The organism is Neoroseomonas terrae (genome assembly GCF_018129025.1).
Taxonomy (GTDB): Bacteria; Pseudomonadota; Alphaproteobacteria; order Acetobacterales; family Acetobacteraceae; genus Neoroseomonas; species Neoroseomonas terrae.
Genome location: NZ_JAAEDI010000041.1, coordinates 21,862 through 47,034, shown reverse-complemented (window position 1 = coordinate 47,034; position 25,173 = coordinate 21,862). Strand labels below are relative to the sequence as shown.

The window sequence follows — 25,173 nt, the reverse complement described above, 5'->3', positions numbered from 1 at the left end:
TGCCGCGCCGCCGGACAATTCGATCAGCGCCGCGCCGCGCGGCGCGGCCAGCACCGCGCCGACGGCGCGCGTCGCCGCCTCGCCCGCCGCCATCTGCCCGACCGAAAGCTGCACCTTCGTCACCGGAGCCATCATCGCCGCATGGTCAAAGTACTGATGCGTCGCGAATTCGCGCTCCGCCGGCGCGAAGCCATCGGCCAGCAGCACGACCGGTGCGCGGTCCAGCGCCGCATGCGCCATACCGTTCGCCGCATTCCCCACGCCGGGTCCTCGCGTGCACAGCGCGACGCCCGGCGAGCCCGACAGCTCCGCCTCCGTTGCGGCCATGATCACCGCCGAGGTCTCATGCCGGGCCAGCACGAAGTCGATGCCACGTACCTTCGCGGCGGCGATCAGGTCGAGGCTCGAACCACCGCCGGGCACGCCGTAGATCCGCTTGGTGCCGGCATCCGCGAAGGCGGCGGCAATCGAATCGGCAGCGGTCGTCGTGGCGGTGTCGTTCATGGCATTCCCCCGGCTCGTTGGACAGCGCCAGGATAGGGGCGCCGCCGCGTGCTGCCCATCCGGGGGACAGGTTTCGCCCGCTTCCTGGGCAGAACGAGGCTGGATGTTGCGCCGCGTCACCAACACAGGCTTGCGCCGCCCCCCGGCCCCGGCGAGGCTGGCGGCCGGAGGACTTCGCGCCGGTGACCACGACCACCCCCGCCTTCGACGAGATGACGGCCGACGGCCTCTTTCGCGGACCTTACGCCGAGATCGCCCGCTGGCTCGCGGCGACGCCGCGCGAGGCGCTGGAACGTCGCCGGCACGAGGCCGAGCTGCTGTTCAAGCGCATCGGCATCACCTTCGCCGTCTATGGCGAGGGCGGCGACCCGGAGCGGCTGATCCCCTTCGACATCATCCCGCGCATCCTGGCGCGCGCCGAATGGGAATCGCTCTCGCGCGGGCTGGTGCAGCGGGTGAAGGCGCTGAACCTCTTCCTGCTCGACATCTATGGCGCGCAGGAGATCCTGAAGGCCGGTCGCATCCCCGCCGCGCTGATCCGCCAGAACGAAGCCTTCCGTCCTGAGATGAAGGGATTCGTGCCCCCCGGAGGCGTCTACACCCATGTGGCCGGCATCGACGTGGTGCGCACCGGCACGAACGATTTCTGGGTGCTCGAGGACAATTGCCGTACGCCTTCCGGCGTCTCCTACATGCTGGAGGGGCGGGAGGCGATGCTCCGCCTCTTCCCGGGCCTCTGCGCCGCGCATCACGTCGCACCGGTGAGCCACTATCCCGAGGAACTGCTGGAGACGCTGAAATCGGTCGCGCCACCCAACTGCCCGGGTGCGCCGCGCGTCGCGATCCTCACCCCCGGCTCCTACAACAGCGCGTATTACGAGCATTGCTTCCTCGCGGACGAGATGGGGGTCGAGGTCCTGGAGGGCCCGGACCTCGTCGTTGAGAACGACGTCGTCTACATGCGCACCACGACCGGGCCGCAGCGCGTGGACGTGATCTACCGCCGCATCGACGACGACTACCTCGATCCGAAGGTCTTCCGTCCGGAAAGCGTGCTCGGCGTGCCGGGGCTGATGGCGGCCTACAAGGCCGGCAACGTCGCGCTCGCCAATGCGCCGGGTGCTGGCATCGCCGACGACAAGGCGATCTACCCCTATGTGCCCGAGATGGTGCGGTTCTATCTCGGTGAGGAACCGCTGCTCGCCAATGTCCCGACCTATCTCTGCGAGCGTGAGGACGACCGCGCCTATGTCCTCGACCACCTCGACGAGCTGGTGGTGAAGCTGACGCATGGGTCGGGCGGCTACGGCATGCTGGTCGGGCCGCACAGCACGGCGGAACAGCGCGCCGAATTCGCCGCGCGCATCAAGGCGAAGCCCGCCGAATACATCGCCCAGCCGACGCTCGCCCTGTCCACCGTGCCGACGCTGGTCGAGAAGGGCATCGCGCCCCGCCATGTCGACCTCCGCCCCTTCGTGCTCTGCGGCAAGGAGGTGCGCATCGTCCCCGGCGGGCTGACCCGCGTCGCGCTGCGCGAAGGCTCGCTCGTGGTGAATTCGTCTCAGGGTGGCGGCACCAAGGACACCTGGGTGCTGGAGGATGATCCGGCCGACGTGCCCCGCGTGCCGGCCACCTCCTCCCAATCTCAGGGCCAGTCGCAATGCTGAGCCGGACCGCCGACAGCCTCTACTGGCTCGGCCGCTACATGGAGCGCGCAGGCAACAATGCGCGCGGCCTTCAGGTCACGCTGCGCATGGCGAGCCTGACCGGCGCAGTGGACCGCCGCAACAACGCCTGGCGGGCGCTGCTCACCGTCTCCGGCGCCGCGCCGGGTTTCGCGACGACGGGGCAGGAACTCACGCAGGACGCCGTGGTGCGCTACCTCGCCGCCGAGGCGAAGAACCCGTCTTCCATCCGGTCCTGCATCGAGGCCGCCCGCAGCAACGCCCGCGCCGTGCGCACCGCGCTGACGGTCGACATGTGGGAAGCGGTGAACGAGACTTGGTCGGAAAGCCGCCGCAGCACCGACGACACATTCACCCCGGACCACCTGCCGGCCTTCCTCGACTGGGTGAAGTCCCGCACCGTCCTGTTCAACGGCGCCTATGCCGACACCATGCTGCGCGACGAGGCCTGGAGCTTTGTCCGCCTGGGCACGATGGTCGAGCGCGCCGACAACACCGCCCGTGTGCTGGACGTGCACCACCACGCGCTGATGGGGGCGGAGGAGGGTGGAACGCTCGCCCATTTCCAATGGCAGGCGATCCTGCGATCGGTCTCGGCGCTGCGCGCCTATCACTGGGTCTATCACGCGCGGCTCGATCCGCAGCGCATCGCCGAGCTGTTGATCCTGCGTCCCGAGCTGCCCCGCTCAATGGTCGCCTGCTACGCGCGGATCGAGGAGACGCTGGACGGCATCGCCACACTGCATGGCGGCCGGCGCGGGGAAGCACATCGCCTCGCCGGCGAGATGCACGCCCGGCTGCGCTTCGGGCGCATCGGGGACATCATGGAAGGCGGCCTGCACGAGTTCCTGACGGCGACGGTGAACCGGAACCTGGAACTGGGGCGGCAGATCCAGGGGTTTTATCTCCAGGCCTGATCCGGCCCGGCATGCATCACGCGCTGCCGCGAATGATCAGTTCGTAGCCGACGTCGACACGGGAGGTCGTCGCCCGGCCGGCAGCGCGTTCGACCACCAGGGACGCCGCCGCCCGCCCGATCTCATACCCCCGTGTCCGGACCGTCGTCAGGCCGGGAACGACCTCGGCCGCGATCTCGAAATCGCCATAGCCCGCGACGGCGAAGTCCCGCGGCACGGCAATGCCACGGCGCTGGCATTCAAACAGGGCACCGACCGCGAAGATGTCAGTCACGCAGAACAAGGCATCCAGACGCGGCTCCCGCGCACGCAGCTCGGTCATGGCGAGCCGGCCGCCCGCGAAGCCAACGGTTTCGTCCGCATGGAAGATCAGGTCGTCGCGCAGACCGGCCTGCCGCAAGGCGGATTGGAAGCCGCGTTGCCGTTCAAGGAAACGGCTGCGCTCGGCCGGCAGGTAGCCGGCAAAGCCGATATGCCGGTAGCCGCGGGAGACGAGGAACCGCGCCATCTCCCCCGCTGCGTCGCCCAGCGTGAAGCCGACGGCCATGTCCAGGATCGGTTCGCTCAGTATCCAGGTTTCGACGAGCGGCACGCCGGATTGCCGCAGCAGGCGGACGGTGTCCGGATGGTGCTCGTTCCCGGTCAGCACGATGCCGGCCGGACGGCGGGCAAGCACCGATTCCACCGCCTGGAACTCGCTGTCGGCGGTGTCCGCCACCGCGAGAAGAAGCTGGAAGCCGTGCTCGGACAAGGCGTCGCTCAGCCCCTGTATCGTGCGGGCGAAACTGGAATTGCGGATGGACGGCACCAGCACGGCGACAAGGTTGCTGCGCCCGGACGCCAGCATGCCGGCGATGCCATTCGGCACGTAGCCCAACCGCCGCGCGGCGCTGAGGATGCGCTCCCGCGTTTCCGGCAGAACGATCTCGGGCCGCTTGAAGGCGTTCGACACCGTCATCGGCGACACGCCGGCCTCGCGGGCGACGTCGCTCATCCGGACAGCGGGCGGGGGCAGGGGCGGGCCGGATGTCATGGCCGCGCTTACCATGGGGGTCGACGAGGGTCGAACGGCGATTTCCGCTTGATCTGGATAATTGTAGCGCTACAACGACCCCAATTGATGTCAAGAAGGCGGCACTACAATGACGTTTTCCCTGGCAGCCCTCGATCCGGCCACCGGCATGTTCGGGATTGCCTCATCCAGTTCCAGCATCGCGGTGGGCAATCGCTGCCCGTGGGCGCGCGCCGGCGTCGGTGCCGTCCTGACGCAGCACCGTACCGACACGCGCGCCGGCCCGCTGGGGCTGGACCTGCTGGCGCGCGGATACAGTGCCAAGGAAACGGTCGATCTCCTGGTCGCGGGCAGCGAGCACCCGGGCCAGCGGCAATTCGCGGCGCTCGACCGGGAGGGGCGCGCGGCCTTCTTCAATGGTCCGCAGATCGAATCGATCAACAGCGGCTGCATCGGCACCGGTTGCGTCGCCGCCGGCAACTTCCTGGCGACGGCGGATGTCTCCACGGCCATGGTGCAGGCCTTCGAGGCGTCGCCCGCCGGCGCCTTCGTCGAGCGCCTGCTCGCGGCCCTCGATGCCGGCGTCGCCGCGGGCGGCGAAACCCAGCCGGTCATGGCCGCGGCCCTGTTGGTCGTCGACCGCCACTCCTGGCCGCTCGTGGACCTCCGGGTCGATTTCGAGCCTGACCCGCATCTCACGCTGCGACGGCTTTGGCGAAGCTACGAACCTTTGGTCGATCGCTTCGTCACTCAGGTGCTCCGGCCGTACGAGCTGAAGCCCCTGATCAATTCCGCGCTGACCATCTGACGGCACGAAGGGACACCCGGATGACATCTGATGACATGAGCCGCCGCCTGGCGCTGCTTTCCCTCGCCGCGCCGTTCGCCGTCGCGACGCGGGCCGAAGCGCAGGCGCCGTCATTCCCGACGCGCCCGATCACGCTGGTCGTCGCCTTCCCCGCCGGCGGCAGCAGCGACGTCACGGCCCGCATTCTGGCCGATGGTATGTCACGCGATCTCGGCCAGCCCGTCGTCGTGGAGAACCGTCCCGGCGGTGCGACCGTCGTCGGGACCATGGCGGTCGTGCAGGCCCCCAAGGATGGCTACACGCTGCTCTTCGCCTCGACCTCGGCGCTGACGACGAACCCGCATCTGTACCAGAACCTGCCGTACAAGGTGTCGGACTTCCAGCCGGTCTCCCTCGTCGCCGTGGCACCTTGGATCATCGCCATCTCGCTGACCGTGCCGGCACGGAACCTGCGCGAGTTCGTGGATTATGCGCGGCAGCGACCGGGCCAGTTGAACTACCACACTTATGGCCCAGGCACCGGTGCGGATCTGTTCGCCTCGATGGTGCTCGCCTCGACCGGCATTCGGGCTGAGCCGATCGTCTATCGCGGCGAGGCGCCGGCGCTGACGGCGCTCAGCACGGGCGAGATCCAGTTCATGCCAGCCAGCATCAGCGGCGCGCTGATCGAGCAGCACAAGGCCGGCCGCATTCGCATCATCGCCGTGGCGGATGCCGCGCGCAGCCCGGCGGCGCCCGACCTGCCGACTTTCGCCGAACAGGGCTTCACGGGACTTGAAGCGAATTCCTGGTTCGGCATCGCCGCTCCGGCCGGCACGCCGGCACCAGTCGTCGCCCGGCTGCAGCGCGCCGTCGCCGCCGCGATCGCCATGCCGGAGGTCCGCAACCGCATCGATGCGACCGGCTTCACCGCGCAATCCTCTTCGACCGAGGAACTGGCCCGGATCATCGATGAGCATTCGCGCCTCTGGGGCGGGGTGATCTCGCGCCTCGGCATCCGGCTGCAGCTCTGATGCGCTACGGAGCCCGACGCGGCGCTGCGCGGTCTTGACGCTACAGCCTTGATCGCTGTCTCTCCGCCCCATCGGAGGCGCCACCCATGACCTACTGCGTCGGGCTCTATCTGAACCAGGGCCTGGTCCTGCTCTCGGACACCCGTACCAATGCGGGCGTCGACCACATCTCGACCTTCTCCAAGATGCATGTCGAGGAAGTGCCGGGCGAACGCGTAATCGCGATGCTCTCCTCGGGCAATCTCGCGATCAGCCAACAGGTCTGGTCGCGCCTGCAGGAAGGCGTCTGGCTGGATGGCGAGCGTCACACGCTGCGCGACATCCCGACGATGTTCCGCGCCGCCCAACTCGTCGGCGCCGCGGTTCGCGCGGTGTTCGAGGCGGACGGACCATCGCTCCGCGCCCAGGGCATCGGCTTCGACGTGGCGCTGCTGCTCGGCGGGCAGATCGTGGGGCAGGGGATGCGGCTGTTCATGATCTACGCCGCCGGCAATTTCATCGAGGCGACCGCCGACACGCCCTTCCTGCAGATCGGGGAGCACAAATACGGGAAGCCGATCCTCGACCGCGTCGTGACGCCCGACACCAGCCTGGTGGACGGCGTGAAGCTCGCGCTGATCAGCATGGATTCCACGCTGCGGTCCAACCTGACCGTGGGCATGCCGCTCGACCTGCTGGTCTATCGGGAGGGCGGCTGCACCGCGACGCTGCGGATGCGCATCTCCGAGGACGAACCCTATTTCCGCTCGGTCCGCGAGGGCTGGTCGAACAGCCTGCGCGACGCCTACCGCGCCATGCCGGTGCCGGACTGGGTGCCCGGCTGAACCCCACGCCGGCGTGATCAGGGGTTGCCTCACCGCCTCGCACGCCGCATCAAGGCTGCCTTCACACGGGAGAACGCCAATGATCCGACCGACCCGCCGCCTCGTGCTCGGCGCTGCCGCCGCCGTGCTCGCCGCGCCTGCCGTGCGCGCCCAGGGCAGCGCCATCCGCATCGTGGTTCCCTTCGCGCCGGGCGGGTCGACCGATGCGGTCGCACGGCTCGTCACCCCTGGGCTGACGCAGCGCCTCGGCGTGCCGGTGGTGGTGGAGAACCGCGGCGGTGCGGCCGGTTCCATCGGCACCGACGTCGTCGCCAAGGCACGCCCGGACGGTCAGACTTGGCTGCTGACCTTCGACAGCCACGCGACGCTCGCCGCGCTGATCCCGCAGCTTCCCTTCAACCCGGATCGCGACCTCGACCCGGTCATGCTGATCGGCGGTGCGCCGTATGTCCTGGCCAGCAAGCCGGACAAGCCGTTCCGCAACATCCAGGATGTGGTGGACCGCGCGAAGGCGCAGCCTGACGGTGTCTCCTTCGGGTCCACGGGCAATGGCACGATCGGTCACCTGACCATGGTGCTGTTGCAGGGCAAGACGAACACGCGCCTGACGCATCTGCCCTATCGCAGCGGTGGCCTTGCGGTGAACGACACCGTCGCCGGCCATGTGGACATGATGATCGGCTCGGCCGCGGTGGTGAATCCGCATGTGCAGGGCGGCACGCTGCGCACCTTCGCGCAGTTCGGGCCGGAACGACTGGCGGGCCTCTCCGGCATGCCGACGGTCTCCGAGGCGGGATTCCAGGGCCTCGAGGCCGAGGCGTGGTGGGGCGTCTTCGCCCCGCACGGCACGCCGCAGGATGCGGTGGCGCGGATGAACGCCGCGCTGAAGGAATCGCTGTCCGACGCACAGGTCCGCCGCACGATGGAGGAGACGCAGCAGGCGCGCCTCGTGATGTCCGACCCGGCGACGCTCGGCACCTTCGTGCAGCGGGAAGTCGCGAAGTGGGGCGCCGTGGTCCGGGAGAACAACATCCGCGCCGATTGACGCCGAATCGTCACGCGCGCCAGAAGCGGCGGGATGTTCCGCCGCCGCCGGACCCTGCCGCCCGAACTGCGTGACGCGCTCCGCTTCGCCGAGCGCGTCACGCCCCGGCGCGGCCGCTGGCGGCGGCACCTGGCGATGCTGCTGCCGGGCGCGCTGGTGCCGTCGATGCTGATCATCATCGGCTACTTCGTTCTGCGCGACCATTGGGTTCAACCTCAGGCGCCGCAGCGCATTGAGATGCCCCCTGCCGCCGCCCCCGCCCAGACCGCGCGGCCGGCGATGCCGCGGGTGATTTATGGCGGTTCCACGCAGGCACCGGCTGGACCATCCGCGACCGGCGGTACCTTCAGCATCCGCGCCACGGTCGTCGATGGCGACACGGTGTCCGCCGGCGGCGACAGGCTTCGCCTGAACGGGATCGACGCGCCGGAGATGGCCCAGGTCTGCGAGCGCGGCGGCAGCGGATACCAATGCGGGGAGCAAGCCCGCGTTGCGCTCGGCCGTCTGCTGGGCAGCGGTGCGCTCACCTGCGAGACGATCGGCACCGACCGCTACGACCGCCGGGTCGTCCGCTGCGTGAACGCCGAGGGCCAGGACATCGCCGCGGCCATGGTCGCCGGGGGCTGGGCCATGGCCTATCGCCAGTTCTCGATGGCCTATGTCCCGCAGGAGGATGAAGCGCGCGCCCGCGGCCGTGGCATCTGGGCCGGGCGGTTCGAACCGCCCTGGGAGTGGCGCCGCCGCCAAGGCCACTGATCCGCAGCGGCATTGTTCCGGAACAGAACATTACGCCGATTTCAAGCCCCCGCGGGTTGACGCTGTGATGCCCGTCACGGCCAATGCCGCCCGGCTTCACCAACGGGAGAATCCCCTTTCATGCGCAAGACGCGCCTGTCCTGCGGCCTGTCTTTGGCCGCGGGCATTGCCGCAGGTGCGGTCGCTGTCATGCCGGGCGCTGCGTATGCCGGCCCCTGTGACGGCTTGCTGCCCGTCGCCGGCGAGTATTCCTCGGGCTTCGGGGGTCGTGGCCGCGGGTTCCACCCGGGCGTCGATATCCGCGCTCCCAACGGTTCCCCGATCACCGCCGCCCGGTCGGGCCGCGTCGTCTTCGCCGGGCGCTACTACGCCTATGGCCTGATGGTGGATATCGAGCATGCGGACGGGTCGGTGGCGCGTTACGCGCATCTCTCCCGCATCGCACCGGGCGTTGCGGTCGGTGCGCAGATCGGCCCCAACGGCAGCATCGGCGCGGTCGGCCGCACCGGCCGGACCACCGGCGCGCATCTGCATATCGAGCTGCGGGTGGACGGCCGCCCGGTCAATCCGTGGCCCTGGCTGACGCAGACCGCCTGCCTCGAGGATCGCCAGGTCGCCGAGGCACCGCGCTGAGACTTCCCGCCATGGCGTGCGCGCCCAACGCCTTCCGCTGAGCTGAACGACCCGCCGCTGCGGCGCACTCGCGCCGATCGGTTCCGCCGGCCCCGTATCTGCGGCCGATCAAGGGCCCTTCGGCCGTGGGTGGGGAGAGGGGCAAAGACCCTCTCGGCTCCTACCCTCGCGCCCGCCGCAACGCCGCCTGCGCCATCGTGTCGAGCGCATTCAGGAAGCGCGACCTGTCCGCCGCCGCCATGGGTGCCGGCCCGCCGGTGATCGTGCCGACCTCGCGCAGGTGGCGCGACAATTCCCGACCGGCCAGCGCGCTGCCAATGTTGTCCTCCGTCCACGGCTTGCCCTTGAAGGACAGCGCAAAGGCACCCTTCGCCAAGCATCGCGCCGCGAGCGGGATATCCGCCGTCAGGCAGACATCGACCGGCGTCGCTTCATCGGCGATCCAGTCATCCGCCTTGTCCGCGCCTTCGGACACCACCACCAGCCGCACGAAGGGTACGCCGGGCGGGCGGATCGGGCGCGACCCGTTCGTCACCAGGACAACACTCAGGCCGAGCCGGCCCGCGACGCGGATGATTTCCTCGCGCACGGGGCAGGCATCGGCATCGACGAGGAAGCGGGGCAAATCGGTCATGGCTCAGGCGTAGCGCCTGGACGGCCGTGCCACCACCCGCCTTGGCTGTCGTCGCTGCCGGTGCGATACCCGCCCCGACGAGTGAGGAGACATCTCGACGATGACGAGCGCGACCGATGCGCCACCGACCACCTGGCACGCCATTCTGCGCCAGGCCCTGAAGGACAACGACGTCCGGCTGGTCACCTATGTTCCCGACAACGTGCTCCGGCCGCTGATCGACGGCATCCATGCCGACCCCTTCTTCACCGCCTTCCCCTGCGCGCGTGAGGAAGAAGCCGTCGGCATCGTCACCGGCGCGAGCATGGCCGGGATGCGCGGCATCGTGATGATGCAGACCTCGGGCTTCGCGACGCTGCCGAACGTTCTGGCCTCGCTGCCCGTCGCCTTCCAGGTGCCGGTGCTGATGGTGGTCTCCGAGCGCGGCACGATGGGCGAGTTCAACCCAGGCCAGGCGATCGTCTGCCGCACCATGCGGCCGATCCTCGATTCGATGGGCATCGAACACCACACCATGACGCGCCTCGATGAGGCCGCCTTCATGGCAGACCGCACCATCCGCCAGGCTTTCGCCACGCGCTGGCCGGCGTGCCTGATCATCTCCCCTCTGCTGAGCGGAGCGCGCAAGTGACCGACAACACCGACAACCTGCATGTGATGAACCGCGCGGCGCTGACGAAGCGCCTGGTCGGCAAGCTGACGAAGCGCGAAGCCGTGATCGGCGGCATCGGCAATTCCAACTGGGACCTCTGGGCCTCGGGCAAGGATCGCGGCGAGAACTTCTACATGCTGGGCAGCATGGGCCTGGCCGCGCCGATCGCCTTCGGCGTCGCCATCGCACAGCCGAACCGCCGGGTCTTCGCGCTCGAGGGCGACGGCTCGCTGCTGATGCAGCTTGGCTGCCTGTCCACCATCGCGGCGCAGAAGCCCAAGAACCTCACGATCATCATCTGGGACAACGGGATCTATCAGATCACCGGCAGCCAGGGGACGCCCTCGGCCAGTGCCGGGACGGACATGGTGGCGATCGCCCGTGCCTCCGGTCTCGCTTCCGCCGCCTGGGCGGCGGATGAGGCGGAGTTCGACGCGCTGGTGGGCAAGGCCCTGACGACCGACGGCCCGCACGTCATCGGCGTGAAGATCGACAGGGAGCCCGGCCGCGACCAGACCGATCGCGACCCGATCCGCTTCCGGGAGACGTTCTCGCGCGCGATGGCGCAGGCGGTCTGATTCAGGTGAGCCGGACATGCGCCGACCAACGCATGTCCGGAACCTGTCACCCTGCGCATGGCGCCGCGACGAAGGCGATGCACGCCAGCCTGCATGCGACGGCCCTTGGGCGGCCCATGCATCCGGCGCGGTTGCCTGGGACGGCGCGATGCCCGCATCTTCCGGCCGCCAACGGACCGGGACCTGATTGATGCGCGTGCTGCCGACGCTCTGCCTACTCCTCGCCACGACGATGCCCGTTGCGGCGCAGGATGCGCGACCGACGCCCGACACGCCGGTGACGCTCGGCACCGTCACCTGCGCGCAGGCGCGGGCCAGCCGGCTGACGCCGCGGCACCTCGCCGCCGCCGAACTCGGCGCCCAGGCTGCGCGGGCAGGGCGCTCGCGCTACTCCACCGCTGCGGTGGATGCGGCCGAAGCCGCGCTGCGCCGCGACTGCACGGGCGATGCCGCGGCCGAGCGCCGCGTCACCGACATCATCCGCGCGCTGCCGGCCACGGCAGCGGCGGCGACGGATATCGACCTCGCCACGATGACCTGCCAGAACCTCGCGCCTGTCTGGCGGGACGGCGCGCGCAACCTCGTGCCCTTCATGGTCGGCTGGCGCGACGGAGTCGCCGGCACGATCACCCGTGCGGCGCTGGACAAGGTGGGGGAGGGCGTGCCCCGCCTCTGCCGCGATCAGACCAACCAGGATCGCCGGATCAGCGAGGTGCTCGCCGAACTCCGCTGACCATCACCCCAGGCGCTGCACGTCCCCGTCGACGGACAGCGCCTGCCCGCTGATCGTCGCGCCGAAGGGCGAGCACAGATACAGCGCCATGTTGGTGATGTCGTGTTGCGTCACGTAGCTGCGCAGGGAGACGTCGCGCAGTAGCTCCGCCTCCTTCTCCTTGAAGGACACGCCCTGCGCCTGCGCCTTCGCCTCGATGACGCGGCGGATGCGGTCGCCGGCGACGAGGCCCGGCAAAATCGCGTTCACCCGGATGCGGTCCGGCCCGAGTTCGATCGACAGCGACTTGGTGAACCCCACCACGCCCCATTTCGCCGCGGCATAGGGGCTGCGCAACGGAAAGCCGAAGCGGCCGGCGGCCGAGGACAGGTTCACGATCGACCCGCCACCGGCGTTGCGCAGATGCGGCACCGCACGCCGCGCGCAATGGAACATGGCGGCGAGGTCGATCCGCAGCGTCGCCTCCAGCGCCTCGGGCGTCACATCCTCGACGCGCGCCGTGGGCCCGGCGATCCCCGCATTGTTCACCAGCACATCGAGCCCGCCGAGCGTCGAAGCGGCGACATCGACGAATTCCTCGCAGGCGGCGGTGTCGCCCATGTCGGTGCGCATCCTGGGGTGCGGGCAGTCTGCCAGCGCCTCGTCATCCACGTCGCAGACGAAGACCTTGGCGCCGCGGCCGGCGAAGCTGTCGGCCATGACGCGGCCGATGCCGCCCGCCCCGGCGCTGATCGCGACCCTCAGCCCGGCAAGGTCCACCGTCAGCGGCTGGTTGCTGCCCTGCATGTCGTTCCCCCCTGTGAAAGGCTTCGGCCATGGTCGGGCCGGGACGCCCGGCGGGCAAGGGCGGCGTTCCGTCGCGCCGGGGTTCCGGTCTATGGTCGGCGCATGAACCAGATTGTGTCCCTGCCGACGATCGTCCTGATCGTCCTGCTGTTCCTGGCGGTGCTGACGGCGCTGCGGGGCATCCGCACCGTGCCGCAGGGCGAAGTCTGGACGGTCGAGCGATTCGGCGCCTTCACCCGGATGCTTACCCCGGGGCTCAACTTCATCATCCCGTTCATCGACGGCATCGGCCGCCGGGTGAACGTACAGGAGCAGGTGCTCGACATCCCCGAGCAGTCGGTCATCACGCGGGACAACGCCACCGTTGCGGTGGACGGCATCGTCTACTACCGCGTGATGGACCCGGCGAAGGCCGCCTATGCCGTGCAGAACCTCGGCTTCGCGCTGACCGCCCTGACCATGACCAACATCCGTGCAGTGATCGGCGAGATGGAGCTGGATGCGACGCTGTCCGGCCGCGAGCGCATCAACTCCTCGCTGCTCGCGATCCTGGACGGCGCGACGGAGCCCTGGGGCGTGAAGATCGCCCGCGTCGAGATCCGCAAGATCGAGCCGCCCGACAACCTGATCCGCGCGATGAACCTGCAGATGACCGCCGAGCGCGAGCGCCGTGCGACGGTCGCCAAGGCGGAAGGCGAGCGCGAGGCCGAGATCAAGCGCGCCGAGGGCGAGAAGCAGGCGCTGATCCTTTCGGCCGAGGGCCGCAAGGAAGCCGCCTTCCGCGACGCCGAGGCGCGCGAACGCCTCGCCGAGGCCGAGGCCAACGCGACCCGCTCGGTGGCCGAGGCAGCAACCGGCGCCGGCACCGACGCCCTGCGCTACTTCATCGCGGACAAGTACGTGAAGGCGTTCGAGGTGCTGGCCGGCAACAACGCACAGAAGCTGGTGATCGTGCCAATGGAGAGCAGCGCCCTGGCCGGCGGCATTACCCAGGCGATGGAACTGCTGCGAGGGCCCGATGGCACTGCGCCGCCGCGCATCCCGCCCCGCCCGCCGGCGGCATCGCCACTGCCGGAGGCACCGTCGCCATGGACCCCGCGCTGATCTGGATCCTTGCCGGGCTGGTGCTGCTCGGCGCGGAGACGATCCTGCCCGGCGTGTACCTGCTGTGGGTGGGGCTCGCGGCGCTCGGAACCGGGCTGATGCTGCTCGTGGCGGCACCGCCGTTCGCCGTGACCGTCACGGTCTTCATCATCCTCCTCGCTGCGGGGATCGCCGTCGCGCTGCGGCTGCGCCGCGCCGCGCCGGCCCGGCCGCAGGTGAACACGCCGGCCTCCGGCCTGGTGGGTCGGCCGGGCGTGATGATGGATCCGGGACCGACGGGGTTGCGCGTCCGCATCGGAGACTCAGACTGGGCCGCGCGGCTGCCGCGCGAGGTCGAACCTGTTCCGGTCGGCACGCGGGTGCGGGTCGAGGGCGTGGACGGCACGACCCTCGTCGTCCGTCCAGAATAAGGTTGCCCGTGCGGCAACGGCAGTGTCCCGGCACGCTCTAGTCACACCAAGGTGACCCCCGGAAATAAGCGTCAGGAACAATGCGCTGGCGCCTGTACTTCCGTCATGGTCGCTGCGGCGACGGTGAAATATCCCTGCCGGAGCATGATCGCGACTAAGGTAAGGATCGTCTGATAAGGCATCAGCCATGCTGAATCGCGTCATGGAGGTCTTGAGGGTCGGCCCCGACCGCCGGCTTTACCAGGTCAGCCTCGGCGAGAATTACGGTCTGGTCGAGATGGTCAGCGATGGAAGCATCCCGCTGCCTGACGACCGCGACCGGGCGTTGGGATCTCCCGATGTGCAGGCATTCCTGGAGGGGTGGCTCATGACGGATGGCGTGCTCCTCGGCAGCGCGCATCCGCCGCACCTTCGGTGGGACGATCTCTGCCGCTTCGTGCCCAGGGCCTGCAACGTCTGACAGGCCGGGGCGGACTGCCGCCGCCACGGAACCCTGGCGGCCTCTCCGCGTTGTCCGACGAGGAGGATCCAGCATGAGCAACACCTCGGCCCGCAACCATGCCCGCTGTCTGTTCGTCGTCGCCAACGGCAGCCGCGGTACCGCCTATCGGAAGCGGAGCGGTGAGAGTGGATACGATTCCGCCCTCGACTGGGATGAGCCGGACGCCCGCACCAAGGATGCCGACCAGGGCGAGGATCGTCCGGGCCGCGCCTTTCCCTCTGCCGGTTCCGGCGCCCGCAGCGGGATGGAACGCGACGGGCTGGACGATGGGCCGAAGGAACATGCCAAGCGCAATCTGGCGCGCCGCATAGCGGAGGATGTCTCCTTGGCGCTCCGGCAGGATGCCGCCGACAGTTTCGTGCTCATCGCCCCGCCGCCGGTAGCCGCGGCCGTGCTCGCCCACATGCCGGGCGACCAGCGTCGCGGCCTCGCTGCCGAGGATCATCACGACCTGACCTCGCTGCCAACCGACGCCCTGTTCCGGCGCCTTGACGACCTTCGCACGGCCGTTTGAGCGGATGCTGCTCGACCACATGGGATTCCGGGTGCGCGACTTGGTCAGCGCCCGCAGATTCTATGAGGCCGCCGCGCAGGCGGTCGGACTGGCCGTGATCGACAACAGCCCGACCTCATTCCTGGTGGTGCGTAGCGCGGGGGAGCCGATTCCCTTCCTGTGGATCGGCACCGACAAGCCGAGCTTCTGGGCGGCCGGGCACCAAGTCTCCGCAAGCCCGATTCATGTCGCCTTCCGCGCACCCGACCACGCTTCCGTCGATGCGTTCCACCGCGCCGCGCTTGCCGCCGGCGGCACGGACAATGGCGCCCCCGGCCCACGCGGGCCGGCTGAGATGGGCTATTATGGCGCTTATGTCCTCGATCCGGACGGCAACAACATCGAAGCCGGATACCGCGCTCCACGTCACGGATCGTAACGGCCCTTGATCCCGGCGCCGCGATGGGCCACGTCCTCAGGGCCATGAACACGCAGCACCGCCCCCCTGTCATCGACATGACCCCGGAAGGTGAGTTCCGCGACCCGGTGCCGCCAAAGCCGACAGGCACCTTCGACCGCCTGCTCGCCCGCATCGGCGGCATCGCGATGCTGGTGGCGCTCGGCGCAGCTGCGCTGGTATTCGCCGGCCTTGCAGTGCTCGCGATCGGCATCCTGCTTCCGGTGGCGCTGGTAGCCGGCGTGATCGGCGGCGGGTCCCTCTGGTGGCGCATGCGCCGCGCGGCGCGCAATGGCGCGCAGCCGATGCGCTTCGTGTTCATCCGCCGCTAGGACTCTGCCCGCGGCGTGGAGACTTGCGCCTAGGCTGCTTTGAGCCCGAATGTTTCCGCGAGCAGTGTATATGAATGCCGCCGCGCCGCCGGGTCGTGGCAATGGGTGATGACGGCGAACTCGGCGATTCCGCCATGCGCCGCCGACAGCGCCTCCAGCTTCGCCTTTACCTGTTCCGGCGCGCCGACCATCGCCGTTTCGCGCATCTTCTCGATCCGGGAGAGTTCGAGATCCGAGTAGGAATGCGCCTCGGCTTCCTCGACGCTGGGCAGGGGCAGATAGAGGCCGCGGTCGCGCTTGAGCCGCCATAGCTCGCGGGAGCGGAACAGTCGCTTCGCCTCCGCTTCCGTATCAGCCACAAGGCAGTAGACGCCGAGCGCCGGATGCGGCGCCGCCAGGCGCCCCGCCATGTCCGGCTTCGGCTGGAAGCTTTCCCGATACACCGCGATCGCCTGTTCCGAGCCACCGCCATCCGAGAAGAAATGCGCGAAGCAGTAGGGCAGGGCGAAATACCCCGCGACCTGGGCGCCGTAATCCGAGGATCCCAGGATCCACATCTCCGGCCTCGTCTCGACCGCCGGCTGCGCGACGATGGCGCGGAAGGGGTGGTTTTCCGGCAGCCCGTCACCCTGCCAGCCGAGCACTTCCATCACCTGCGCCGGAAAGCGGTCGGCCGCTTGATTGGCCGCGGGGTTCAGCGCGAAGGCGGTGCGGCCGTCGGACCCCGGCGCGCGGCCGACGCCGAGATCGACACGCCCCGGCGCGATCGCCTCGAGCACGCGGAACTGCTCCGCCACCTTCAATGACGCGTAGTGCGGCAGCATGATGCCCGCGCTGCCGATGCGGATGCGCTTCGTCGTGGCGCCGATCGCCGCGAGCAGCACCTCCGGCGCGGTGCCGGCATGCGAGGCGGAGTTGTGGTGCTCGGCGCACCAATAGCGGCGGAAGCCCAGCGCATCGCAATGCTGGGCGAGGGCGATGGTCTCCCGGATCGCCTCCCCGGGCGTGCGGCCTGAGGCGACGGAGGATTGGTCGAGCGCGGACAGCGTGAAGGCGGTCATGCGGCCGAGCCTACGCGCGCCGACCGGCCGCGGCGAGGGGCCCCGCCCCCGGGGTGAGGGGCGGGGATGCTGCCGTCAGAGACGGACCTGCAGGCCGAAGTAGAAGGTGCGGCCCTGTCCCGTGCCGTTCGTGCTGAGGAACGGCGTGTAGGCGACGTCGAACACGTTGGTCACGCGGGCATTGAGGTCGAGATTGTCGGTGACCCGCACGCTCGCGAAGAGATCGAACAGGTTGTAGGGCTTGCCGCCCTCGACCGCCGTCGCGCCCGTGAAGGTCGGGTTGAGCCCCGCGGTGAGCCCGCCGGAGACGTAGGTATACCGGGCACCAAGAGTCAGCCTTTCGTCGAACATGCGCCCGCCCGCCGTGACGGCGACGACGTGGTCCGGCGTGTACTGGCTGGCACCGAGCCCCGGCACCTGCGACGCAAGCTTGGAGTCCGTGTGGGTATAGTTGATGCTGCCGAAGGCTACGCGCGCATCGTAGTTCGCCTCGAACTCGAAGCCCTGGACGCGCGAGCTGCCCGGCACGTTCTGGTATTGGAAGGACCGCAGCGGCGCGACGTAGGTCGCGACGATGTAGTCCTCGACATTCATGATGAAGTAGTTGGCGCGGATGCGCAGGACGTCATTGTCGGTCAGCATCTGCCGGCCGCGAAGGTTCACGCCGAACTCCCAGCCCTGCTGGGTTTCGGGGCTCAGCTCCGGGTTCGGCAGGTAGGTGCCGCTGGTGGTGCCAGGGTGCGACCCGCCGAGCATCGTCTCCTGCAGGGTCGGCGCGCGCATGGAGCGGCTCCAGGTCACATAGGGCTGCAGCCAGTCGGTCGCCCGGATGGCGAGGGTGAGCCGCGGGTCAAGCGAGCCTTCGGAATTGTCGACGGTGTAGCGCCCGTACCGGATGTTCGGAATGCCGTCGCCGCTCAAGGAGTAGTAGTTGTAGCGAAGACCGGCCGTGAAATCGACGATGTTGTAGCTGAAGGTGGTGTCGGTGAAGATGCCGAGCAACTCGGAGTTGCCGTCCGCCGGATTGACACCGCTGTTGTTCGACGTAACCGAATCATGGAAGTACTCGACGCCGTTGTTGCTGACGACCTGGACCGGACCAAGTGCGAAGCGCGACAGGTTGGCAATGTCGAAGCCGATCCCTTCGTCCTCGATCGTGCGGTTGACGGCCGTTCCCGTACCGCCCGTGTATTTCATGGTCAGGTCGTTGTAGTAGGCGTTGGCCCGCAGATCGATCCACGGATTGCCGGGATTGTAGCGGTAGTTGGCCGTGTAGGTGCGGTTATTGACGGTCTGGTAATAGGAATTCGCGTAGAAGTCGTTGTCGTAGAGCACCATGCCGAAGCCCAGCGTGTGGCCTTCGCCGAGGTTGAAGTTGAGCCGCGCCAGGCCCGAGATCAGGTCCTGCCCGGTGCCCGGCACGCTTTGGCCATAGCCGTCGTGATAGTTGCGCGAGCTTCGGTGGCTGATCGCCGCCGCCACGCCAACCAGTTCGGTGCGCACGCCGGCCGCCGCCATTTCGGCGAAGTCGACGCCGTTGGAACCCCAGCCCAGCCGCGCGAGCGCGCCATAGGTCTGGCCCTCACGGACGATGTCATCGACGTTCAGCGTCCGGAAATTGGCGGTGCCGGCGAGGGCACCGCCGCCCGTCCCGATCACCGTGCCCCGCGTCACGTCGACGCCCGCGAGCAGCGCCGGGTCGACATAGGTGAAGCCACCGGCCTCGTGACCGGTGAAGCGGAAGTTCTGCCGCACGCCATCGACCGACATGTTCACGCGGCCCACGCCCTCGAACCCGCGGATGTTCACGGCAACGCCAGGCTGCTGTGCATTCTCACGCGTGAAGACGCCGGGCAGCGTCCGCAGCAGGTCGTCGACGCGGTTTCCGGCCTCGAGCCTCAGCATCTGGCCGTCGATCGTGCTCCTGTTCTCGGAGGCGCCCTGGCCCGTCACCTGGATGGGGTTCAGTTCGACCGCCGGTGGGGCAGCGGTCTGCGCCATCGTGGCTGTCGTGAGTGCGAGCGTCACCAATCCCATGGCGGAACCCGCCATGAGGGCATTGCGGGAACGGTACATATGCTTAACCCCCTGATCCTGTGGCCCGGAAAATCTGGCGGCCCGATGGAACGGCCGTGTTGCCGGCAGGCGACCGCCAGGGGCCGCTGTCGGAACGGCACTGTATTGGCGCCAGAATTATTCCGTTTCTTGCCTATGAGGACTGCGGCGGCGTGCCCGATTTCAAAGAGACTGACGAACTATTGGCCGAATCGTGCCATGGTCGGCAGTGATCTCCTTGGTGCCCCGGGCTCCTCGGTGGCGACCGCGATTTAATGATAATGAGAATCATTTGCAAGTGATGTGCGCGGGGCGGCGACGTCGGCGCTCCCCTTACGCGTCTGTCGCCCGTGCGCTCGTGGCGGAGAAGGCGGTTCGCCTTAGCTTGCCACCCGCCCGAACATCGCGCTCAGCAGCGCGAACAGAGCGCCGCCGGCGAGAAACCCGACCAGTGTCCCGTTGATCCGCACGTATTGAAGGTCGGCACCGACCCGCAACTCGATCTTCTCCGAGGCCGATTTCGCATCCCAATTGCCGACCACGCCCGCGATGAAGTCGGATAGCTGCGCCTGCGCGCTGGGCAGCAGCGTCATCAGCACGCGTTCCACCGCCTGGTTGAGCCGCTCGCGCGCACCGGGATCGTCGGCCAGCATCGCGCCGGCATTGGCGAAGACGCCCGACAGCAGCGCGACCGTACGCCCGTCGGGCCTCGCCGCATCGGCGACCAGCGCCGCCCGCAGCCGGCCCCACACATCCATCAGCCACATCGCGACGGAGGGATGGGCCAGGGCCTCCCGCAGCACGCGGCCGATCGCCTCGGCGCGTTCGGGGTCGGTCTCCAGCCGCTCGATCTCATGGCCCAGCCATTCCGCGAAGGCCGCGCGCAGCTCGGAATCCTCCGGCTCGACCTTGCCGAGCTCCGTGTTGATCGCGGCCAGGATGCGCTTCGCCACCGTGGCGCCGGCCAACCAGCCGATCACGGCGCCGCCCTCGGCGCGGATGCGCGCCTCGATCACGCCGCGCAGCGCCTCCTCACGCGCTGTCAGCAACACCTTCAGCTGGCCGATGGCAAGGCTGAACACTTCCTGGTGCCGGCCCGAGGCGACGAAGGCCCGCAGCACCCGCGACACCAGCCGCGCCCCGGCCGGCCCGGAAACGATGCGCGGCAGCAGCCGCACCAGCAGCCTGCGCGCGCGCCCGTCCTCCAGGCTCGCCACCAGCTTCGGCATGTTGCCGGCCAGCGCCTCCGCCGCGGGGCGCATCGCCGCCGGATCGGCGAGGAACCGCTGCACGATGCGCGCAAGGTCGAGCCGCCCGATCACCCGGCGCAGTTCTGCTTCCGTGAACACATGCGACGAGACGAAGCGCCCCAGCGCCCGCCCCAGACGTTCCTTCTGGTTCGGCACGATGGCGGTATGCGGGATGGGGATGCCGAGCGGGTGGCGGAACAGCGCCGTCACCGCGAACCAGTCGGCCAGCCCGCCGACCACGCCCGCCTTCGCCGAGGCCTGAAGCAGATCCGTCCAGTACCCCGGCGGCATCCAATAGGTCCCGACCAGCAGCCCCGCCATTCCGGCGAGCATTCCCGTCGCGAGAAATCGGTGGCGCCGCAGGCTGCGGCGAAGGTCGGCATCGGGGTCGGGTAGGAGAGGGCTGCCTTGCATCAGGCGCGGAGATAAGGCGCCGCGCCGCCCTTGCCCAGCACCGACCGTATGTTACATCATAACCTCATGACGTTCCGCCTGACCGATCCGCTCGCGCTGTCCGCCGGTGCCGCGTCGCGCCTGGTGCTGGCGGCTGGCGTGTCGGCGCTGCTGTGGGCGGCCGTGGCCTGGGCCATGGCGGCATGACCGGCCGGCGCGCACCGGCCGGGATCCGGCTCGACAATCTGACGCTCACCCATGGGGCGCGGGCGGCGGTGCACCATGTCTCCGGCCGCTTCGCGCCAGGCAGCCTGACGGCCGTGGTCGGGCCGAACGGGGCAGGGAAGACGACGCTGCTCCGGGCACTGGCCGGGCTGCACAAGCCGCAGGGCGGGGCCATCCTTCACGAAGGCACGGCCCGTATCGGCCTGCTGCCGCAGCTTGCTGCACTCGACCGCGCTTTTCCGATCGCCTGCCTCGACGTCGTGATGCAGGGGCTGTGGCCGCGCCTTGGCGCCTTCCGCGCCGCCTCCGCCGAGGACCGCGAGCGCGCCCGGCAAGCCCTCGCCGCCGTGGGCCTCTCTGGCTTCGAGCGGCGGCCCGTCGGCTCGCTTTCCGCCGGCCAGACACAGCGGCTGCTCTTTGCCCGGCTCCTCGTGCAGGACGCCGACATCCTGCTGCTCGACGAACCCTTCAATGCCGTGGATGCACGCACGGCCGCCGATCTGCTCCGGCTGGTGCGGGACTGGCACGGGGAGGGGCGAACCGTGGTGGCCGTGCTGCACGACCTCGACCTCGTGACGCGCGAATTCCCCGACACGCTGGTTCTCGCCCGCGACGCCATCGCCTGGGGGCCGACCGCTGATGCGCTGACGGCGGCGAACCGGATGAAGGCGCGGATGATGGCGGAGGCCTGGGCGGACGACGCCGCGGCCTGCGACCGCGCGGCGTGACGCGATGCGGGAGGGGCGCCGCCCCTCCCGGACCCTCCCCGCCAAAGGCCGAAGGGCCTTTGGAAACCTCGACTTGGCGCCCGGCGCCGCAGGCAGGACGAATGTTCCGACGCGCCTTCTGCCCGGTACCGGGTATTGGCCTCCGAAGGCCGCTTGGCTGATGCGGGCCTTGTCCGCGCCGGCGAGGCAGCCTGAGCGGGTGCTCATGGCCGGGTAGGGGACACCCTTTCCGGCCCGTTGCGACGATGCACGACCTTCTCATCGCCCCCTTCGCCGAATTCGGCTTCCTCCGGCGCGCCCTCGTCGGCTGCCTCGCGCTGTCCGTTTCCGCGCCTGTCCTCGGCGTCTTCCTCGTACTCCGGCGCATGAGCCTGACGGCAGACGTGCTGGCGCATGGCGCCCTGCCGGGCGTGGCGATCGCGTTCCTGCTCGCGGGCTTCTCCGCGCCGTTCCTGTGGTTCGGCGGGCTGGTCGCCGGCCTGGTGGTCGCCGTCGGCGCCGGGGCGCTGTCGCGCGCGACTGGCGGGCGGGAGGATGCGACGCTCGCGGCGCTCTACCTGCTCGCGCTCGGCGCGGGCGTCGCGATCATCTCCGTTGGCGGGGGTGGGGGCGCTGACATCACGCACATCCTGTTCGGCAGCGTGCTGGGCGTGGACGACCCGGCACTGTTGCTGATGGCCGGCGTCGCGACGCTGACGCTGCTGGTGCTGGCCTTCGCCTGGCGACCGCTGGTGCTGGAATGCTTCGACCCATCCTTCGCGGCGGCCGCCGGCGCGCGGGGCGGTGCGTGGCATCTGGTGTTCCAGGCGCTCGTGGTCCTGAACGTGATCTCGGCGTTCCAGGCGCTTGGCACCCTGATGGCGGTGGGGCTGATGATGCTGCCGGCGATCGCCGCCCGGCACTGGGCGCGGCAGGTCTCGGGCATGGCCTATGCGGCGGTGGGGATCGCGGTCGCGTCCTCCGTCGCGGGGCTGGTTCTGTCCTACCACGCGGATGTGCCGACCGGGCCGGCGATCGTGCTCATCGCCGGCGGCGCCTGGGCGGTGTCGGTGCTGGCGGGCCCGGTGGACGGGCTTCTGTCACGGCTGCTGCGGCGACGGCACCTCGCGGGCTGAGATCAATGCTCCGTCGGCCCGGCGCAAGGCCTCGCGCCGGGAGCGCATGGCACGACCGCGCCCGCGCCGTCATTGGCCCCGGCGCCGCGGGGATAGCATCCCCAACTGATCTCGACACGCCTTCGGCCTGGGCCGAGGCCGCGGGCCGCGAGCGCACAGCGCGACCGCGCCCAGACCGTCCCTAGTCCGCGGCGCCGGCCGTGCAGGGCGCGAAGGCAAGGCGGCCGGATGGCCGCCGCCCGCCGCTTGAGGGCCTATTAAAATGCCCGGCCTTCCCAGTGTGCCGCGCGCGCCTTCCCGTCGAGGTACTGGCTCGCCAGCAGGGCGGCGAGCACGATAGCGGGTGCCATCGCATGCCCGTAATCCGCGAAGACCAGCAGGGTCGTCAGCGCCCCCAGCATCACGACGGCCGCGATGGCACGGCCGAGTTCGCGGGTCCGCGGCATCGCGATCAGCCCGGAAGCGAGCAGTTCCAGCGTGCCGGTCACGAGGTGAAACCAGGCCGGATAGCCCCAGCGGGCATAGTCCTGCCGGATGGCGTCCGGCGGGAACAGGTTCAGCGTGCCGCCCACCAGGAAGAACACGGCCAGCAGGCCGTTCAGGGCAAAGCGCAGCAGGGATCGGGGCGAGCGGGAAGGGGTCATGTCGGCTCCGGCGAATGGGGGCGCGGCGCTTCCGCGCCCGGCCGACAGGGCTTATAGAACCTCAACCATGGTTGAGGTCAAGCGCACGAAGACGGGTCTGACGGTCGGGGAGGTCGCGTCGCGCAGCGGCGTGCCGGTCTCGACCGTGCATTTCTATGAGGCGCAGGGGCTGATCGCCGGCTGGCGCACCGCAGGCAATCAGCGGCGCTACGAACGTTCGGTGCTGCGGCGGATCGCCATCATCCAGGTCGCGCAGCGTGCGGGGCTGTCGCTGAAGGCGATGGCGGAGTTCCTCGTTGCTATGCCCGCCGGGCGCTCGCCCGCGGCGGATGACTGGCGGCGGCTCGCCGGGGCCTGGCAGTCGATGATCGACCAGCGGATCGAGACGCTGCGGCGCCTGCGCGACGAACTGGACAGTTGCATCGGCTGCGGCTGCCTTTCGCTGGCCGACTGCCCGCTACGCAATCCGGAGGACCGGCTGGCCCGCGACGGCGCCGGCCCGCGCATCCTGCTGCGGCGCTGACCGGAGCGCCGGGTTTCCATCGCCGCCCGACCCGTTCCATCCTGGCCGCAACCAATCGCCCCAGGAGGACGCCCCGCATGGGATCGCTGCTGTTCTCGCCGATGACGCTGCGTGGCCTGACCATCCCCAACCGTGCGGTGGTGCCGCCGCTGTGCCAGTACTCCGCGACCGAGGGCATGGCGAATGACTGGCACATGGTCCAGCTCGGCCGCTTCGCGGTGGGCGGTTTCGGCCTGGTCTTCTCCGAGGTCGTCTCCGTCCTGCGGGAGGGGCGGATCACCCATGGCGATCTCGGCCTCTGGTCCGACGACCACATCGCGCCGCTGAAGCGCATTGCGGATTTCATCAGGACCCAGGGTGCGGTGCCCGCGATCCAGCTTGGCCACGCCGGCCGGAAGGGCGCGATGCAGCGGCCATGGGAGGGCAACGGCCCGCTTGGCCCGGACCAGGTCGCGCGCGGCGAAACCACCTGGGACATCGTCTCTGCCGTGGCGAAGCCGATCGGCGACGGTTTCCTGACCCCCGCGGCGCTCGACGCCGCCGGCATGGCCCGCATCGTCGATGCCTTTGCGACCGGGGCGAAGCGCGCCCGCGCCGCAGGGTTCGAGGCGGTCGAGGTGCACTGCGCCCATGGCTACCTGCTGCACCAGTTCCTCTCTCCGATCTCCAACACCCGAAACGACAGCTTCGGCGGCGACCTCGCCGGCCGCATGCGATTCCCCCTGCAGGTCATCGAGGCCGTGCGCGCCGCCTGGCCGGAGGACCGCCCCGTCTTCGTCCGCATCTCGTCGGTGGATGGCGTGGATGGCGGATGGACGATGGAAGACAGCCTGGCCTTCGCCCATGCCATGAAGACGCTCGGCGTCGACGTGGTCGATTGCTCCTCGGGCGGCATCGGCGGTTCGGCGACAGGATCGAAGCGCGTGCCGCGCGGCTATGGCTTCCAACTGCCCTATGCGGCGGAGATCAGGCGGGAGACGGGCCTCGCCGCCATGGCCGTCGGCCTCATCATCGGCCCGCACCAGGCGGAGGCGGCGCTCGCCGCCGGTGAGGCCGACCTCATCGCCATCGGTCGCGAGGCGATGAACAACCCCAACTGGGCGCTGATGGCGCGCGGCGTGCTGGAGCCGGGCACGACGGAAGATGTCTTCGCGTGCTGGCCGCCCCAGCATGGCTGGTGGATGGAAAAGCGCGCCGCGGTGATCGAGGCCCTGGGTGCGCCGCCGGGATGACCGGCGCGCGGCGGCCCCGGATCACCCTTGCCGCTGCATACAATACGACCCTAGATTGATTATAAGTTA

Annotated in this window: 29 protein-coding genes; 21 read left to right on the top strand and 8 right to left on the bottom strand. The window is 69.5% G+C overall.

Going from position 1 to position 25,173, the window contains the following annotated elements:
- On the bottom strand, positions 1-504 hold a 504-nt coding region (locus tag GXW78_RS26180; protein WP_246522652.1), incomplete at its 3' end, for a thiamine pyrophosphate-binding protein.
- Between the two features lie 182 nt (positions 505-686).
- Between GXW78_RS26180 and GXW78_RS26175 the strand changes: the two genes are divergently transcribed.
- Together GXW78_RS26175 and GXW78_RS26170 are read left to right on the top strand one after the other, a co-directional pair.
- The gene (locus GXW78_RS26175; RefSeq protein WP_456307092.1) at positions 687-2,171 is read left to right on the top strand and encodes a circularly permuted type 2 ATP-grasp protein; all 1,485 of its coding nucleotides are present in this window, start codon (positions 687-689) and stop codon (positions 2,169-2,171) included.
- The gene (locus GXW78_RS26170) at positions 2,165-3,106 is read left to right on the top strand and encodes an alpha-E domain-containing protein (protein WP_211871867.1); all 942 of its coding nucleotides are present in this window, start codon (positions 2,165-2,167) and stop codon (positions 3,104-3,106) included. The genes GXW78_RS26175 and GXW78_RS26170 overlap by 7 nt, the downstream gene beginning before the upstream one ends.
- Before the next feature lie 16 nt (positions 3,107-3,122).
- Here the strand turns inward: GXW78_RS26170 and GXW78_RS26165 are convergent, their stop codons facing one another.
- Complete coding sequence (locus tag GXW78_RS26165) at positions 3,123-4,100, bottom strand: LacI family DNA-binding transcriptional regulator (protein ID WP_211871866.1); 978 nt, start codon at positions 4,098-4,100, stop codon at positions 3,123-3,125.
- A 148-nt stretch (positions 4,101-4,248) separates the two neighbouring features.
- Between GXW78_RS26165 and GXW78_RS26160 the strand changes: the two genes are divergently transcribed.
- The 6 genes from GXW78_RS26160 (at position 4,249) to GXW78_RS26135 (ending at position 9,197) form a co-directional block, all read left to right on the top strand.
- A complete protein-coding gene (locus tag GXW78_RS26160) occupies positions 4,249-4,926 on the top strand; it encodes a DUF1028 domain-containing protein (RefSeq protein ID WP_211871865.1) in 678 nt (225 codons plus the stop codon).
- 35 nt (positions 4,927-4,961) lie between these two features.
- Positions 4,962-5,939 carry a Bug family tripartite tricarboxylate transporter substrate binding protein gene (locus GXW78_RS26155; protein WP_211871864.1) on the top strand — a complete coding sequence of 326 codons (978 nt, stop codon included), beginning with the start codon at positions 4,962-4,964 and terminating at the stop codon, positions 5,937-5,939.
- An 86-nt stretch (positions 5,940-6,025) separates the two neighbouring features.
- Entirely contained in the window at positions 6,026-6,763 is a 738-nt protein-coding gene (locus GXW78_RS26150) for a proteasome-type protease (RefSeq protein ID WP_211871863.1), read from the top strand.
- 79 nt (positions 6,764-6,842) lie between these two features.
- Entirely contained in the window at positions 6,843-7,808 is a 966-nt protein-coding gene (locus GXW78_RS26145; RefSeq protein ID WP_211871862.1) for a tripartite tricarboxylate transporter substrate binding protein, read from the top strand.
- Between the two features lie 33 nt (positions 7,809-7,841).
- Positions 7,842-8,564 carry a thermonuclease family protein gene (locus tag GXW78_RS26140; RefSeq protein ID WP_211871861.1) on the top strand — a complete coding sequence of 241 codons (723 nt, stop codon included), beginning with the start codon at positions 7,842-7,844 and terminating at the stop codon, positions 8,562-8,564.
- Positions 8,565-8,684: 120 nt separating this feature from the next.
- Positions 8,685-9,197, top strand: a complete 513-nt coding sequence (locus tag GXW78_RS26135) for a M23 family metallopeptidase (RefSeq protein WP_211871860.1) — start codon at positions 8,685-8,687, stop codon at positions 9,195-9,197.
- Positions 9,198-9,357: 160 nt separating this feature from the next.
- Here GXW78_RS26135 and GXW78_RS26130 read toward each other — a convergent pair whose 3' ends face one another.
- Positions 9,358-9,831 (bottom strand): YaiI/YqxD family protein, encoded by a 474-nt coding sequence (locus tag GXW78_RS26130; protein ID WP_211871859.1) that lies wholly within the window; start codon positions 9,829-9,831, stop codon positions 9,358-9,360.
- Between the two features lie 100 nt (positions 9,832-9,931).
- Here GXW78_RS26130 and GXW78_RS26125 point away from each other — a divergent pair, with 100 nt between their 5' ends.
- The 3 genes from GXW78_RS26125 to GXW78_RS26115 all read left to right on the top strand — a co-directional run bounded on the left by GXW78_RS26125 (position 9,932) and on the right by GXW78_RS26115 (position 11,794).
- Positions 9,932-10,462, top strand: coding sequence for a thiamine pyrophosphate-binding protein (locus GXW78_RS26125; RefSeq protein WP_211871858.1), 531 nt, complete (start codon positions 9,932-9,934; stop codon positions 10,460-10,462).
- The gene (locus tag GXW78_RS26120; protein ID WP_338147853.1) at positions 10,459-11,061 is read left to right on the top strand and encodes a thiamine pyrophosphate-dependent enzyme; all 603 of its coding nucleotides are present in this window, start codon (positions 10,459-10,461) and stop codon (positions 11,059-11,061) included. Before GXW78_RS26125 ends, GXW78_RS26120 begins: the two co-directional genes overlap by 4 nt.
- A gap of 190 nt (positions 11,062-11,251) precedes the next feature.
- Positions 11,252-11,794, top strand: a complete 543-nt coding sequence (locus GXW78_RS26115) for a hypothetical protein (protein ID WP_211871857.1) — start codon at positions 11,252-11,254, stop codon at positions 11,792-11,794.
- A 3-nt stretch (positions 11,795-11,797) separates the two neighbouring features.
- On the opposite strand, the gene GXW78_RS26110 is transcribed toward GXW78_RS26115, so the two are convergent.
- The gene (locus tag GXW78_RS26110) at positions 11,798-12,580 is read right to left on the bottom strand and encodes an SDR family oxidoreductase (RefSeq protein WP_246522651.1); all 783 of its coding nucleotides are present in this window, start codon (positions 12,578-12,580) and stop codon (positions 11,798-11,800) included.
- Between the two features lie 102 nt (positions 12,581-12,682).
- Here GXW78_RS26110 and GXW78_RS26105 point away from each other — a divergent pair, with 102 nt between their 5' ends.
- From GXW78_RS26105 to GXW78_RS26080, 6 genes are all read left to right on the top strand, one after another.
- On the top strand, positions 12,683-13,684 hold the full coding sequence (locus GXW78_RS26105; protein ID WP_211871856.1) for an SPFH domain-containing protein: 1,002 nt from the start codon (positions 12,683-12,685) through the stop codon (positions 13,682-13,684).
- Positions 13,669-14,094, top strand: a complete 426-nt coding sequence (locus GXW78_RS26100) for an NfeD family protein (RefSeq protein WP_211871855.1) — start codon at positions 13,669-13,671, stop codon at positions 14,092-14,094. Before GXW78_RS26105 ends, GXW78_RS26100 begins: the two co-directional genes overlap by 16 nt.
- A gap of 187 nt (positions 14,095-14,281) precedes the next feature.
- Positions 14,282-14,554 (top strand): hypothetical protein, encoded by a 273-nt coding sequence (locus GXW78_RS26095; protein WP_211871854.1) that lies wholly within the window; start codon positions 14,282-14,284, stop codon positions 14,552-14,554.
- Between the two features lie 73 nt (positions 14,555-14,627).
- Complete coding sequence (locus GXW78_RS26090) at positions 14,628-15,110, top strand: host attachment protein (RefSeq protein ID WP_211871853.1); 483 nt, start codon at positions 14,628-14,630, stop codon at positions 15,108-15,110.
- Positions 15,085-15,528 (top strand): VOC family protein, encoded by a 444-nt coding sequence (locus tag GXW78_RS26085; protein ID WP_211871852.1) that lies wholly within the window; start codon positions 15,085-15,087, stop codon positions 15,526-15,528. Before GXW78_RS26090 ends, GXW78_RS26085 begins: the two co-directional genes overlap by 26 nt.
- A 44-nt stretch (positions 15,529-15,572) precedes the next feature.
- Complete coding sequence (locus tag GXW78_RS26080) at positions 15,573-15,878, top strand: hypothetical protein (RefSeq protein WP_211871851.1); 306 nt, start codon at positions 15,573-15,575, stop codon at positions 15,876-15,878.
- Between the two features lie 29 nt (positions 15,879-15,907).
- Here GXW78_RS26080 and GXW78_RS26075 read toward each other — a convergent pair whose 3' ends face one another.
- The 3 genes from GXW78_RS26075 to GXW78_RS26065 all read right to left on the bottom strand — a co-directional run bounded on the left by GXW78_RS26075 (position 15,908) and on the right by GXW78_RS26065 (position 20,658).
- Entirely contained in the window at positions 15,908-16,939 is a 1,032-nt protein-coding gene (locus GXW78_RS26075) for an LLM class flavin-dependent oxidoreductase (protein WP_211871850.1), read from the bottom strand.
- A 75-nt stretch (positions 16,940-17,014) separates the two neighbouring features.
- On the bottom strand, positions 17,015-18,991 hold the full coding sequence (locus GXW78_RS26070; RefSeq protein WP_211871849.1) for a TonB-dependent receptor domain-containing protein: 1,977 nt from the start codon (positions 18,989-18,991) through the stop codon (positions 17,015-17,017).
- A 383-nt stretch (positions 18,992-19,374) separates the two neighbouring features.
- Positions 19,375-20,658, bottom strand: coding sequence for a DUF445 domain-containing protein (locus GXW78_RS26065; protein ID WP_211871848.1), 1,284 nt, complete (start codon positions 20,656-20,658; stop codon positions 19,375-19,377).
- Between the two features lie 182 nt (positions 20,659-20,840).
- Here GXW78_RS26065 and GXW78_RS26060 point away from each other — a divergent pair, with 182 nt between their 5' ends.
- Together GXW78_RS26060 and GXW78_RS26055 are read left to right on the top strand one after the other, a co-directional pair.
- Entirely contained in the window at positions 20,841-21,590 is a 750-nt protein-coding gene (locus GXW78_RS26060; protein ID WP_211871847.1) for a metal ABC transporter ATP-binding protein, read from the top strand.
- Positions 21,591-21,835: 245 nt separating this feature from the next.
- On the top strand, positions 21,836-22,705 hold the full coding sequence (locus GXW78_RS26055; RefSeq protein ID WP_211871846.1) for a metal ABC transporter permease: 870 nt from the start codon (positions 21,836-21,838) through the stop codon (positions 22,703-22,705).
- 257 nt (positions 22,706-22,962) lie between these two features.
- Here the strand turns inward: GXW78_RS26055 and GXW78_RS26050 are convergent, their stop codons facing one another.
- Positions 22,963-23,349, bottom strand: coding sequence for a DoxX family protein (locus tag GXW78_RS26050; protein WP_211871845.1), 387 nt, complete (start codon positions 23,347-23,349; stop codon positions 22,963-22,965).
- A 67-nt stretch (positions 23,350-23,416) separates the two neighbouring features.
- On the opposite strand from GXW78_RS26050, the gene soxR reads away from it, so the two are divergent.
- Both soxR and GXW78_RS26040 read left to right on the top strand, forming a co-directional pair.
- Positions 23,417-23,872: a redox-sensitive transcriptional activator SoxR gene (gene soxR / locus GXW78_RS26045; RefSeq protein ID WP_211871844.1), complete on the top strand. Its 456-nt coding sequence runs from the start codon at positions 23,417-23,419 to the stop codon at positions 23,870-23,872.
- Positions 23,873-23,949: 77 nt separating this feature from the next.
- Positions 23,950-25,104 carry an NADH:flavin oxidoreductase/NADH oxidase gene (locus tag GXW78_RS26040; RefSeq protein ID WP_211871843.1) on the top strand — a complete coding sequence of 385 codons (1,155 nt, stop codon included), beginning with the start codon at positions 23,950-23,952 and terminating at the stop codon, positions 25,102-25,104.
- The last annotated feature ends 69 nt before the right edge of the window (positions 25,105-25,173 follow it).